This window comes from Halomonas salinarum, from assembly GCF_012062845.1.
GTDB lineage: Bacteria > Pseudomonadota > Gammaproteobacteria > Pseudomonadales > Halomonadaceae > Onishia > Onishia salinarum.
The window spans coordinates 17,361-31,214 of sequence record NZ_WWNB01000024.1; the positions used below are offsets into that span (position 1 = coordinate 17,361).

Genomic DNA, 13,854 nt, shown 5'->3' on the forward strand with positions numbered 1-13,854 from the left:
TAGCTTATCGCAGCAGGCAATGATGATGTTCCCATTGGCGGCTGAAATTGCTTGAAGAGCTATACAACAAACGTTATTGAGAATCATTTTTTTATAGAATTGAAACGAAAAACCCCGACCATAAACTGGGGCCTTTGCTTCTATATTTATTTACAGGCTAATCAAAACAATCGATTCAACCCATTCTGCGCCGCCACCCGATAGGCCTCGGCCATGGTCGGATAGTTGAAGGTGGTATTGATGAAGTACTTGAGGCTATTGGCCTCCCCTTCCTGCTGCATGATCGCCTGCCCGATATGTACGATCTCGGAGGCCTGGTCACCAAAGCAGTGGATGCCGAGGATTTCCAGGCTATCCCGATGGAAAAGAATCTTCAGCATGCCTACGGTGTCGCCGGTAATTTGGGCACGGGCGGTATCCTTGAAGAACGCTTGAGCGACTTCATATGGGACCTTGGCGGCAGTAAGTTCACGCTCGTTCTTGCCCACCGAGCTGATCTCGGGAATGGTATAGATCCCGGTCGGCACGTCATCCACGAAACGGAAGTCTTCGTCGAGCAGGTCATCACTGGCATTGCGCCCCTGGTCGTAGGCGGCACTGGCAAGACTCGGCCAGCCAATCACGTCGCCCACCGCATAGATATGCGCAATCGTGGTGCGATAGTGATTGTCGACCTGCAATTGGCCACGACCATTGGCTTCCAGGCCGATGTTTTCAAGGCCCAGCTGATCGGTATTGCCGGTACGACCGTTGGCCCACAGGAAAGCATCGGCACGCAGCTTCTTGCCAGACTTCAGATGCACGACAACACCCGATTCATCACCCTCAACGCGGTCATAATCTTCGTTATGGCGAATCAAGGCGCCGTGGTGACGCAGATGATAGGACAGCGCATCACTAATCTCGTCGTCGAGGAAGGATAGCAAGCGCTCCCTTGAGTCGATCAGGTCGACCTTCACACCGAGCCCGGAGAAGATCGAAGCGTATTCACTACCGATAACACCGGCACCGAAAATGATCAGTGTCCGAGGGGTATGCGACAAGCCGAGGATGGTGTCGGAACAGTAGATGCGCTCGTGACGAAAGTCGATATCCGCAGGACGATAAGGACGCGAGCCGGTGGCGATGACAATTTTCTGGGCATTCAGCTCCTCGGTACCTTCCTGGTTGTCGCGTACCAGCAGCGTGTGTTCATCCTTGAAGCGGGCCACACCGAAGAACAAATCAATGCGGTTACGCGCATAAAAATTCGTGCGCATCTCGACTTGTTGGTCGATGGTCACCTGAGAGCGTTGCAGGACCTTGGGAAACGAGAACCACCGCGGCTCGCCAATATCGCGAAACATGCGGTTGGTGTTGAAGGACATGATCTGCTTGACCTGATGGCGCAGCGCCTTCGACGGGATGGTGCCCCAGTGCGTGCAGTTGCCGCCAACAGCCTGCTGCTTCTCGATAATGGCGACCCGCTTGCCATGCTTGGCGGCGTTGATTGCGGCGCTTTCGCCCGAGGGACCGGTACCGATCACCACCACGTCGTAATTATGAACTGCCATCATTGCTCCTCGCGTTGTGGGTCCCGCCTCTAGGTGTCCTGACTGAAAGCAGCAACCGGCTCAGCGCCGAGTGGCGTCGTAGCCCAAGTCAGCGCCGCGACTCTCGTCACTGGTACGACGGGCACTGGCCGCCTTCTTGTTCTCTTCCTCGCAGGTCTTGTCGTTGCCTCCGCAGATATCGCAGCCATTCTTGAGGCCCAGGTTATTGAGGCCGCCGCAGGAACCGGCAATGGGCTTGCGTCCGAGAATGACGCCGATGGCCATGGCGGCCATTAACAGCAGCATGAAACCGAATACCAGGAACCAAATCGTCATGGGAGTCTCCTTGACCACCTGTTGTCGTAACTATTGTCGACACTTAAGCGAGGTAGCCGGTGGGGGGTGAATGAATGTCGCTATCACTGTGACCTCGGCTGATGACACATCATTCCCGATGCCGCCAGGCGAGGTGACAGTTATCCGTGCACGTCCACGGTCATGTACGCCTACTGGATTGTCGTAACGGATAAATAAAGAGACCGAAACAAGACAACAGGGCCGGCCCAGTGGGCCAGCCCCGTATCGCGTTGGCCTGCTTCGGTGGCAAGACTCAACCGGTAGGGAAAGCCTTAGCCGCCAAAATCATCCAAGGCGATGTTCTCAGGCTCGACCCCCATATCCACGAGCATCTTGATCACCGAGGCATTCATCATGGGCGGCCCACACATGTAGTACTCGCAGTCCTCAGGGGCCGGGTGGTCCTTGAGGTATTCCTCGTAGAGTACGTTATGGATGAAGCCAGTCGCGCCTTCCCAATTGTCCTCAGGGAGCGGATCCGACAGCGCCAGGTGCCATTCGAAGTTCTCGTTCTCTTCGGCAAGCTGATCGAATTCTTCGTTATAGAAGGTTTCGCGCCAGGAGCGGGCACCATACCAGAACGAAATCTTGCGTTTGGAGTTCAAGCGCTTGAGCTGATCGAAGATGTGGCTACGCATGGGGGCCATGCCAGCACCACCACCCACGAAGACCATCTCCGCATCGGTGTCCTTGGCAAAGAACTCACCGAAGGGCCCCATCACCTGAACCTTGTCACCCGGCTTCAGACTGAAGACATAGGTCGACATCAGGCCCGGCGGATGATCGGTGCCCGGCGGCGGTGTGGCGATACGAATATTGAATTTGAGCAGGCCATACTCTTCCGGGTAGTTGGCCATCGAGTAAGCACGAATGACTTCCTCGTCGCTCTTGTGGGAGACCTTGAACAGATCGAATTTCTCCCAGTCGCCCCGGTACTCCTCCTCGATATCGAAGTCGGAGAACTTGACGTCATAGGGCGGCGCCACCAGCTGCACATAACCACCGGCACGGAAGTCGACTTCCTCGCCTTCGGGCAGCTTGAGGTTGAGTTCCTTGATAAAGGTCGCGACGTTGGGGTTCGAGGTGACCTCGCACTCCCACTGCTTGACGCCGAAGACCTCTTCCGGGACCTCGATCTTCATATCCTGCTTAACCGGCACCTGGCAGGAGAGACGCCAGCCGTCTTTCTTCTCGCGCATGGTAAACGCGGATTCCTCGGTCGGCAGGATCGCCCCGCCGCCTTCAGGAATCCGGCACTTGCACTGGGCGCAAGACCCGCCACCGCCACAGGCAGAGGACAGAAAGATGCCGTTAGCTGCCAGGGTCTGCAGCAGCTTGCCACCGGCCTGTGTACTGAGGGTGTAATCGGGATCGCCGTTGATCTCGATGGTCACGTCGCCGCTGCTCACAAGGCGGCTACGGGCAGCCAGGATGATCGCCACCAGGCCGATAACGACCACGGTGAACATGACCACGCCGAGCAAGATGACATTTGTATCAACCATGTCGGGTTCCTATTGGTGTTCGTTGCCTGAGGTACCGTTGCCTAAGGGTCTGTCCTTTAGCCAAACAGAACCTCAGAGCTGGATGCCGGAGAAGGACATGAAGCCAAGCGACATCAGACCCACGGTGATGAAGGTGATGCCCAGACCCTGCAGGCCCGCCGGTACATCACTGTACTTGAGCTTCTCACGAATCCCGGCCAACGCCGCGATCGCCAGTGCCCAGCCCATACCGGCACCGGCACCGTAGACGACGGATTCCCCGAAGTTGTAGTTACGCTCGACCATGAACAGCGTGCCACCCAGGATCGCGCAGTTCACCGTGATCAGCGGCAGGAAGACGCCGAGAGCGTTGTAGAGCGCCGGCACAAACTTGTCGAGGAACATCTCGAGAATCTGCACCAGAGCGGCGATGACGCCGATATAGCTCAGAAGACCAAGGAACGACAGATCGATGTTCTCTGCACCACTGATGCCAGTCCAGGCCAGCGCCCCTTCCTCAAGTAGATAGGTGAGGATCAGGTTGTTGACCGGCACCGTGATGGCGAGCACCGCGATGACGGCAACGCCCAAGCCAATGGCCGACGAGACCTTCTTGGAGACGGCGAGGAAGGTACACATGCCCAAGAAGAATGCCAGAGCCATGTTCTCGACGAAAACCGCCGCGACAAACAGGCTGAGATAATGTTCGAGCATTTACACGGCCTCCTTCGGCTTGGTGTTTTCCTTCATCTTGAACTCGTTCTCTTCGATCTGCTCCGGCTGCACGCTGCGCAGCACCCAGATAAACAGCCCGATCACGAAGAACGCAGACGGCGGCAGAAGCATCAGACCATTCGTCACATACCAGCCACCATCCTGAACCGGCGTCAGCACGGTCATGCCGAAGACGCTGCCCGAACCCAGGAGTTCACGGAAGAAACCGACCATCATCAGGATGACGCCATAGCCCAGGCCATTGCCCACGCCGTCGAGGAACGAAAGCACGGGGCCATTCTGCATGGCGAAGGCTTCGGCACGGCCCATCACGATGCAGTTGGTGATGATCAGGCCAACGAAGACCGACAGCTGCTTGGACATCTCATAGGCATAGGCCTTGAGCACCTGGTCGACCACGATGACCAACGAGGCAATGATGGTCATCTGCACGATGATGCGGATCGAGGACGGAATGTGCTTGCGGATCAACGAGACGAACAGGTTGGAGAACGCGGTCACCGCGATCACCGCAAGCGACATGACCAGCGATACGCTCATGCTGCTGGTTACCGCCAGCGCCGAGCAGATACCGAGGATCTGCAATGCGATCGGATTGTTCTTGAAGATCGGCGTGATCAGCACGCCTTTAGGAGTTGCGGCTGACATGTCTTAGGCTCCTTCCGATGAATCACGGATCTTGGAGAGGTAGTTGCCGAAACCGGCATCGCTCAGCCAGAACTGCACCAAGTTGGTCACGCCCTTACTGGTGAGCGTCGCACCCGACAAGGCATCCACTTCGGTAGCACCGCTGGCACCGCCCTTGACCAAGGCGATTTCAGGACCACCCTCGCCTACTTCGCCATCGGGATAGACCTGCTTGCCTTCCCACTGCGCCTTCCACTTTGGGTTATCCACTTCACCGCCCAGACCCGGCGTTTCAGAATGGGAGTAGAAGGTAATGCCCTCAATGGTATTGGCATCGCCCTGCAGAGCGATATAACCCCGCATCAGGCCCCACAGACCCTGGCCACGCACCGGCACGATGATCTGGTCAGGATCCTGCGGGTCACCAACCAGGTAGACGACGGAATAGTTCTCCTGACGCGACAGGCCGGCGATATCCTTTTCACCTGACAAGGTGCGGGACTGAGCCGGATCACGCGAGGCAGAGAACTGATCATAAGACTCCGGGTCCACCTCATCGGTGTACTCACCGGTCCGCAGATCGACGGCGCGTGCTGTCACCTGCTCGAACTGCTTGGTGATCGGCACGCCCTCTTCATAAAGGCCTGCTACCTGGAGAATATTCGACTTGCGATCGGCCTCCTGGTTGAACTGCTGCTGCGGACGTAGGGCTACCGCGGCGGTAGACACGATTACCGAGCAGACGATGCACAACGCGAAGGCAACGGTCAGCGTCTTCTTGATGGAGTCGTTACTCGCCATCAGGCACTCTCCTCAGCCATGGCACCGGTACGCTGCTGACGGCGCTTGATGTTGGCCTGCACAAAGAAATGATCGATCAACGGGGCGAACAGGTTGGCAAACAGAATCGCCAGCATGATGCCCTCGGGGAAGGCCGGGTTGACCACACGAATCAGCACGGTCATCACGCCGATCAGCGCGCCGAAGGCGAGGCGGCCCTTGTCGGTCATGGAAGCCGACACCGGGTCGGTCGCCATGAACACCATACCGAAGGCGAAGCCGCCCACCACCAGGTGCCAGTACCACGGCATGGCAAACATGGCGTTGGAGTCAGAGCCGATGGCATTGAACAGCGCACTGGTCGCGACCATGCCGAGGAAGACGCCAAGCATGATTCGCCAGGACGCGATACGGGTCCAGAGTAGCACTACGGCACCAATCAGGATCGCCAGCGTCGATGTCTCACCGATGGAGCCCGGCATGAAGCCGAGGAAGGCATCCCACCAGCTGAATTGGCTGGACAGTGCTGACATGCCGCTCTGATAAGCCGTGGACAGCGCCGTGGCACCGGTATAGCCATCGGCCGCGACCCAGACGCTATCGCCGGAGATCTGTGCCGGGTAGGCGAAATACAGGAAAGCACGGCCGGTGAGTGCCGGATTGAGGAAGTTCTTGCCAGTACCGCCGAAGATTTCCTTGCCGATCACGATGCCGAAAGTGATACCCAGCGCCACCTGCCACAGCGGAATCGTCGCCGGCAGGATCAGCGCGAACAGCACCGAGGAGACGAAGAAGCCTTCGTTGACCTCGTGACCACGCTTGATGGCAAACAGCACTTCCCAGAAGCCGCCGACCACGAAGGTCACCAGATAAATAGGCAGGAAGTAGGTGGCACCCAGTACGAAGTTGGACCAGACGCTGCCAACATCATGCCCGCCAGCCAGCAGCATCAGGACAGCTTCGCGCCAGCCCCCCATGGACGCAAAGCCCTCGGCGATGGCCGCATTGGCCTGCCAGCCTGCGTTCCACATCCCGAAGAACATCGCCGGGAAGGTGCACATCCATACGGTGATCATGATCCGCTTGAGATCGACACCATCACGGACGTGGGCCGTGGTCTTGGTGACGCTTGCCGGCGCATAGAAGATCGTGTCGACGGCTTCGAAGAGCGGATAGAACTGCTCGTATTTGCCGCCCTTGTGAAAGTGCGGCTCGATATTGTCGAGCGTCTGTCGAATACCCATCATCAGGCCTCTTTCTCGATGGTGGAGAGGTTGTCACGCAGGATGGGACCGTATTCGTACTTGCCGGGGCACACATAGGTGCACAGCGCAAGGTCCTCTTCATCCAGCTCCAGGCACCCCAGGTCCATAGCAGTTTCAATGTCGCCGACAATCAGCGAGCGCAGTAGCTGTGTAGGCAGGATATCCAGCGGCATGACGGTCTCATAGTTGCCAACCGGCACCATGGCACGTTCTGAGCCATTGGTAGAGGTATCAGGCGAATACTGGCTGAGGCCGAGGATCTTCGACAGATAGATACCCATCACCGAGTGGCGATTGGCGCCGACCGAGAGCCAGCCCATGAAGGCACGCTTGTTGCCCTCTTCCAACAAGCTCAACTGGTTGTGGAAGCGGCCCACGTAGCGCAGTGCCCCTTCGGCTGTTGCGCCCGAGAACACCGAACCGGAAATCACCCGTGTGTCGTCAGGCGTCACGACCTCACCGGCCAGCAGTTCATCGGTGCTCGCACCGATGCGCGTGCGCAGCAGACGGGGATTCTCGGCCCGCGGCCCACCAATGGCGATCACGCGACTGACGTCGAGCTTGCCTTCAGCAAACATCTTGCCGAACGCGATCACATCCTGATAACCGATGTGCCAGACCTGCTTGTTCAGCGCCACCGGCGACAGGTAATGGATGTGCGTGCCCACGAGACCCGCCGGATGACGCCCACCAAAGCTCTCGACCTGCACCTTGTCGACATTGCTGCCGGGCAGCTTGGCATCGGGGCCCTGGCAGAGAAAAACCTTGCCCTCGGTGAGACGTGACAACACCTTGAGGCCATTCTCGAAAGCCTCGGGTGCTTCATTGATGATGTCGACCGGATCAGGACTCAGTGGATGCGTATCCACGGCCGTGACGAAGATATTGTCCGGCACGGCATCGAGGGCCGGCGTACGCGAGAACGGGCGCGTACGCAGCGCCGTCCACAGCCCCGACTCGACGAGTTGGTCGACCACCACCTGACGGTCCAGGCTGTCGATCTTGCCGGCACCATGTGCGGTAAACTCGACAGCGTCTTCCGCCTTTTCATCAACCTTGATCACCACCGACAGCAGCTTGCGCTTCTCTCCGCGATTGATCGCCACTATCTCACCGCTCGCCGGCGCGGTGAAACGCACGCCTTCGATTTTCTTATCGGTGAAGAGCAGCTGGCCTAGTTTGACGCTATCCCCCTCCCGGACCTCCATGGTTGGCTTCATGCCAACATAGTCGGTGCCCAGGATGGCCACGTGACGAACCGGGCGCGCATCCTCGATGCGCTGCTCGGGCGCCCCCGCGATGGGGAGATCCAGGCCTCGTTTGACTTCGATCATAGACTCGCCCAGTTATCGGCTCTGATGTGTCAGGAAAGAGGTTCGAAAGACGCGCTTGCCCAAGCTTCACTGGGGCCAAGGGTCGCGGTCACGGTGTTCGAATTCTTTTCTTATCAGAAGGTTGTCAGTTCGGCCCGCCATGCACGGACCGCCCCTAAAATCTCGGACATTATAATGACATGCGAAACGAAAGGCCACATGGCCAAGGGTAGCATGCAGGCGCAGGGCAGCGACTAAGATGTCGCCAGGAGGGAGGATAAGACGAAGGAAATCAGTCTTCTATAAAGGACTCGAAGCAGCCGACATGGCGTCAAAGGCGCCCATAATGAATTAAACGCCCAGGCACTGAAGGCCTGGGCGCACACTTGCTTCACAGTCTCGTGGAACGTTCCGTCAGCATATCTGCCATCAGGACCCACGAGGCCACGTATGGTTCAGTCAATAACGTGGTTCAATCACGATCAACAGGGAACGTCAGGAAACTCACGTTGGACATATGCTGCAGGATACGCACGACCTGGCAGCTGTAGCCGAACTCGTTGTCATACCACACGTACAGCACCGCATTCTTGCCATCGGCGATGGTCGCCTTGGCATCGACGATGCCGGCATGACGATTGCCCACGAAGTCGGAGGAGACCACTTCCGGGGAGTCCACGAAATCAATCTGCTTCTGCATGGGCGAATGGATCGCCATGCGGCGCAGGTAGTCGTTGAGTGCCTCAACATCGGTCTCTTGATGAAGGTTCAGGTTGAGAATCGCCATCGAGACATTAGGCGTCGGCACACGAATGGCGTTGCCCGTCAGCTTCCCGGAGAGCTCCGGTAGCGCCTTGGCAACCGCCTTGGCGGCACCGGTTTCGGTCAGCACCATGTTCAAGGGCGCACTGCGACCACGACGATCCCCGTTATGGTAGTTGTCGATGAGGTTCTGGTCGTTGGTATAAGAATGTACCGTCTCGACGTGACCGTGCTCGATGCCGAACTTGTCATTGAGCGCCTTGAGCACCGGCACGATAGCATTCGTGGTACAGGACGCCGCCGACACGATGCGATCATCGAGAGCAATATCGGTATGGTTGATACCATAAACCACGTTCTTGACATCGCCCTTGCCTGGCGCGGTCAGCAACACCTTGGCCGCCCCCTTGCACGCCAGGTGCTGACCAAGGCCTTCCTCGTCACGCCACATGCCGGTGTTATCGACCACGAGGGCATTATCGATGTCATAGGCGGTGTAATCGACCTCGCTCGGCGAGTTGGCGTATATCACCTTGATGTAGTTGCCATTGACGATCAGGGCGCTATTGTCATGATCGACACTGATGGTGCCCGAGAAAGGACCATGTACGGAGTCACGACGCAGCAGACTGGCGCGCTTTTCCAGATCCTTGCTCAAATCACCGCGTCCGCGCACCACGATGGCTCGCAGGCGCAGCAGGTTCCCACCGCCGGCCTTTTCGACCAGGATGCGCGCCAGGATGCGACCAATGCGGCCAAAGCCATACAGCACGATGTCCTTGGGCTCGCCATTGCCCTTCACCTTGCAGTGTTGGCCAACAATTTCTGCAAGCTCCTGCTTGAGAAAGGTTGTCACGTCATCAGCATCGCTGTGCTTGAAGGCCACGGCCAGCTTGCCGATGTCCACGTGTGCCGGGCCAAGGTCCAGCTCGGCCATCGCCTTCACCAGCGGGAAGGTATCTCGCACGGAAAGCTCGGTCCCCTCGACCTTCTTGACGAAGCGATGGTCCTTGAGGATGCGGATAACGGATTGGTTGACCAGGGAGCGGCCGAACAGCGAGGGGACGATGTTGTACTGGCGATACAGCTTGCCCAGCAGCGGTATCATTTCCTCGGCCAGGGCTTCGTTGTCCTGCCATTCCTCAAACACGGTCTCGAGCTTCTGCTGACTCACGTGGGGCCTCTCTCTTCGATGATCATGCGTCGATGAACATGGCGTCAAAATCGCGCTATCACCGATCAGTGACAGGCGTCTCGTCGCAGCTAGTCGTTAGCTATAGTGGGCGGGTAGACCACTACAAAAGTGGTAGTCATTATCCGAGCCGGGGGTGATAGCCGCAATTACTGGATAGTCGCAGTCGCTGTAAGGCAATTACAGGAATGGCGATTTGACTACAAGCGCGAAATCGGCGGGTGGCCACCTCCCCTTCCGAAGTCGCGCCCGGCCCGCTAGAGTGGACGCCTCTGTTCGCGCTCCGCGAGCCATCTCCATTCCTTTTCCTGGTTGCCATCAAGACGACACCATGCCGCATTTTTCACCGCTCGACCCGCCTCGCCCTCAAGGCGTGCGCGATACGCTCTACTGGCAGGCCCCGCAAGGTAGCGCTACACCGCTTGCCCTGGCGCGGCTGGCCGATGATGCGCCCTTGATGATCATCACTGCCGACACCGCCAGCGCTCAGCGCCTGGAAGACAGTCTGCGCTTCTTTTCCCGGGTATCGGTTCTGCCCTTCCCCGACTGGGAGACGCTGCCTTACGACAGTTTTTCGCCCCACCAGGACATCGTCTCGGCGCGGCTGCGCACGCTTAGAAGCCTGCAGCAGGCCCAAGAGGGCATCGTGATCGTGCCCATCAACACTCTGATGCAGCGCCTGCCGCCCACCGAGTACATTGCCGGCCAGGTGTTGACGCTCAAGGTGGGGATGAAGATAGATCGCGAAGGCTTTCGTGACAGCCTCTCGCGGGCCGGTTATCGGGCGGTGGAAACCGTCTATGAGCCCGGTGAATACGCCATGCGTGGCGCCCTGATCGACCTCTTCCCGATGGGCAGTGAATCACCGCTACGCCTGGACTTGTTCGACAACGAACTCGACACCCTGCGCCACTTCGACCCCGACACCCAGCGCAGCGAGGACAAGGTCGAAGCGGTCGAACTGCTGCCGGCACACGAGTATCCGCTTACGCGGTCGGCGATTGCCTGCTTTCGGGAAGGCTTCGAGACACTGTTCGACGTCGACCCGCGTCAATGTCCGCTCTATAACGATGCGCTTAAGGCGATTCCCTCGCCCGGCCTCGAGCAATACCTACCGCTGTTTTTCGAGGAAACGGCCACCCTCTTCGATCACATGGTCGATGGCGCACGCGTCGCCCTGCTGCCCGGCGTCTTCGAGGCCGCCGAACACCACTGGACATCGATTCGCAGCCGCTATGAGAATCTGGGCGTCGATCCCACGCGTCCGTTGCTGCCTCCCCATCGCGCCTTCGTGCCGGTTGAAGAAATCTTTGCCGCGATCAAGCGCTCCCCGCGTGTCGAGCTGGTCACCGACGATCACCCCCATGCGCGAATCAGCAACACACAGCCGCCCCCTTCGGTGGCCATCAACGCCCGCCACCAGCAACCGCTGGCGGCTCTATCACGCTATCTGGAAGCGGGGCCGGAGACCCGGGCGCTGTTCGTCGCCGAATCCCGCGGTCGTCGCGAAGCACTGGAAGAGACCCTGGCGCCACTGGGTCTGGCCATGCCCCATGTCGATGGCTGGACAGCGTTCCTCAATGGCGATTCCCAGCTGGCCATCACCGAGGGGGCGCTGGATGAAGGCCTTGCCATCGACGAGCCGGCGCTGGCGATCATTACCGAGACCGAGCTCTACGGCGATGTGGTGCGTCAAAGCCGCCGCCGCGAGAAGGCTACCGATGACAGCGAAATGGCCATCCGCCATCTCTCGGAACTGCGCCCCGGCGCACCTGTCGTGCACCATGCGCATGGTGTCGGGCGCTACCTGGGGCTAGAAACACTGGAGGCCGGCGGTCAGGCGGCCGAATTCGTGGCACTCGAATATGCCAACGAAGCCCGCCTCTATGTGCCGGTCGATAGCCTGCATTTGATCTCCCGCTATGCCGGTGCCAGCGACGAACTGGCCCCGCTGCATAAACTCGGGTCGGATCAATGGGACAAGGCCAAGAAGAAAGCCGCCGAGAAAGTGCGGGACACCGCGGCGGAGCTTCTTGATGTCTATGCGCGTCGCGAGGCCCGGGAAGGCTTTGCCTGCGATCTGCCGGAATCCGAGTACGCCCGCTTTGCCGCAAGCTTTCCCTTCGAGGAGACGCCGGATCAGCGTGCCGCGATCGACGCGGTAATCGGCGACATGACCGCACCGCGACCGATGGATCGGGTGGTCTGCGGCGACGTCGGTTTCGGCAAGACCGAAGTGGCCATGCGCGCCGCCTTCCTGGCCGTCAATGCGGGCCGACAGGTCGTGGTCCTGGTACCCACCACCTTGCTGGCCCAGCAGCATTACGACAATTTCCGCGACCGCTTTGCCGATACGGCCGTTCAGATCGAGCTGATCTCCCGCTTCACCGGTGGCAAGAGCCAGGACAAGACCCTGGAACGCATTCAGGACGGGCGCGCCGATATCGTGATCGGAACGCACAAATTGCTGTCCAAGAGCATGAAGCTGCCCAACATGGGGCTCTTGATCATCGACGAGGAGCACCGCTTCGGGGTTTCCCAGAAGGAGCGTTTGAAGAACCTGCGCGCTGAGGTCGACATCCTCACCCTAACGGCCACCCCGATACCGCGTACGCTCAACATGGCCATGAGTGGCATGCGTGATCTGTCGATCATTGCGACACCGCCGGCCAAGCGCCTGTCGGTCAAAACCTTTGTGCAACAGCGCAACGAACCGGTGATCAAGGAAGCGATACTGCGTGAGATCCTGCGTGGCGGCCAAGTCTATGTCCTGCATAACGAGGTCAAGACCATCGAAACCACCGCCGAGCACGTCCGCGAACTGGTGCCCGAGGCGCGGGTCGGCGTGGCCCATGGCCAGCTGCCCGAACGCAGCCTTGAGCGAATCATGTCGGATTTTTACCACAAGCGCTTTAATGTGCTGGTGTGCTCGACGATCATCGAGACGGGTATCGACGTCCCCAGCGCCAACACCATTATCATCGAGCGGGCCGACAAGTTTGGGCTCGCCCAGCTTCACCAGCTACGCGGCCGTGTCGGGCGCAGCCACCATCAGGCCTATGCCTATCTGCTGACGCCGCCACCGCGTAATATGACCAAGGATGCGATCAAGCGCCTGGAAGCGATCAGCGAGGCCGAGGACCTGGGGGCAGGCTTCACCCTGGCCAGTCACGACATGGAAATCCGCGGGGCCGGCGAACTGCTGGGCGATGAACAGAGTGGCCAGATAGAAACCATCGGCTACAGCCTCTATATGCAGATGCTGGACCGTGCCGTGAAAGCCATTCGCGCCGGCAAGACGCCCAATATAGAAGCACCGCTGGACGAGGGCGTGGAAATCAAGCTCAATCTGCCGGCGTTGATACCCGATGACTACCTGCATGACGTGCAGCAGCGCCTGGTGATGTATAAACGCATCGCCAGTGCGGAAAACGCGGCAGACCTCAAGGAATTGCAGGTGGAACTGATCGATCGTTTTGGGCTATTACCCGCCCCCGTGAAGACGCTGCTGCGACAGACACGGGTGCGTCAGCGGGCCGAACAACTCGGCATCACGCGCCTGGAAGCCGGCGAACAGCGCGGTCGCGTGGTATTTGGCACCGGCACTGCAGTCGACCCGATGACGCTGGTATCACTGATCCAGAAAGATCCTGTCCATTTCCGTCTCGACGGCGCGGATACTCTGCGCTTCGAAGCCGACATGGAAAATGAAGAAGCGCGCTTCCAGCAAGTGGAAGACCTGCTCGACCGACTCAACCGAAAGACCGAGGCGGCCTAGGCGCTCAAGCCCGGCCGACATCATGATGA

At 59.0% G+C, this 13,854-nt stretch carries 10 protein-coding genes; 1 reads left to right on the top strand and 9 read right to left on the bottom strand.

Annotated elements, in window-relative coordinates:
- Positions 1-161 precede the first annotated feature (161 nt).
- From sthA to HF027_RS14170, 9 genes are all read right to left on the bottom strand, one after another.
- Positions 162-1,553, bottom strand: a complete 1,392-nt coding sequence (gene sthA, locus HF027_RS14130; RefSeq protein WP_168016732.1) for a Si-specific NAD(P)(+) transhydrogenase — start codon at positions 1,551-1,553, stop codon at positions 162-164.
- Positions 1,554-1,613: 60 nt separating this feature from the next.
- Positions 1,614-1,868, bottom strand: coding sequence for a (Na+)-NQR maturation NqrM (nqrM, locus tag HF027_RS14135; RefSeq protein WP_168016734.1), 255 nt, complete (start codon positions 1,866-1,868; stop codon positions 1,614-1,616).
- Positions 1,869-2,161: 293 nt separating this feature from the next.
- Entirely contained in the window at positions 2,162-3,394 is a 1,233-nt protein-coding gene (gene nqrF, locus HF027_RS14140) for an NADH:ubiquinone reductase (Na(+)-transporting) subunit F (RefSeq protein WP_168016736.1), read from the bottom strand.
- Positions 3,395-3,466: 72 nt separating this feature from the next.
- Positions 3,467-4,087, bottom strand: a complete 621-nt coding sequence (gene nqrE / locus HF027_RS14145) for an NADH:ubiquinone reductase (Na(+)-transporting) subunit E (protein ID WP_168016738.1) — start codon at positions 4,085-4,087, stop codon at positions 3,467-3,469.
- Positions 4,088-4,756, bottom strand: coding sequence for an NADH:ubiquinone reductase (Na(+)-transporting) subunit D (locus tag HF027_RS14150; protein WP_168016740.1), 669 nt, complete (start codon positions 4,754-4,756; stop codon positions 4,088-4,090).
- Positions 4,757-4,759: 3 nt separating this feature from the next.
- Positions 4,760-5,536 carry a Na(+)-translocating NADH-quinone reductase subunit C gene (locus HF027_RS14155; protein WP_425338677.1) on the bottom strand — a complete coding sequence of 259 codons (777 nt, stop codon included), beginning with the start codon at positions 5,534-5,536 and terminating at the stop codon, positions 4,760-4,762.
- Positions 5,536-6,762 carry an NADH:ubiquinone reductase (Na(+)-transporting) subunit B gene (locus tag HF027_RS14160; protein WP_168016742.1) on the bottom strand — a complete coding sequence of 409 codons (1,227 nt, stop codon included), beginning with the start codon at positions 6,760-6,762 and terminating at the stop codon, positions 5,536-5,538. Before HF027_RS14160 ends, HF027_RS14155 begins: the two co-directional genes overlap by 1 nt.
- On the bottom strand, positions 6,762-8,114 hold the full coding sequence (locus tag HF027_RS14165; RefSeq protein WP_168016744.1) for a Na(+)-translocating NADH-quinone reductase subunit A: 1,353 nt from the start codon (positions 8,112-8,114) through the stop codon (positions 6,762-6,764). Before HF027_RS14165 ends, HF027_RS14160 begins: the two co-directional genes overlap by 1 nt.
- Positions 8,115-8,565: 451 nt before the next feature.
- Positions 8,566-10,029 (bottom strand): glyceraldehyde-3-phosphate dehydrogenase, encoded by a 1,464-nt coding sequence (locus tag HF027_RS14170; protein ID WP_168016746.1) that lies wholly within the window; start codon positions 10,027-10,029, stop codon positions 8,566-8,568.
- A gap of 349 nt (positions 10,030-10,378) precedes the next feature.
- Between HF027_RS14170 and mfd the strand changes: the two genes are divergently transcribed.
- Positions 10,379-13,825: a transcription-repair coupling factor gene (gene mfd / locus HF027_RS14175; RefSeq protein WP_168016748.1), complete on the top strand. Its 3,447-nt coding sequence runs from the start codon at positions 10,379-10,381 to the stop codon at positions 13,823-13,825.
- The last annotated feature ends 29 nt before the right edge of the window (positions 13,826-13,854 follow it).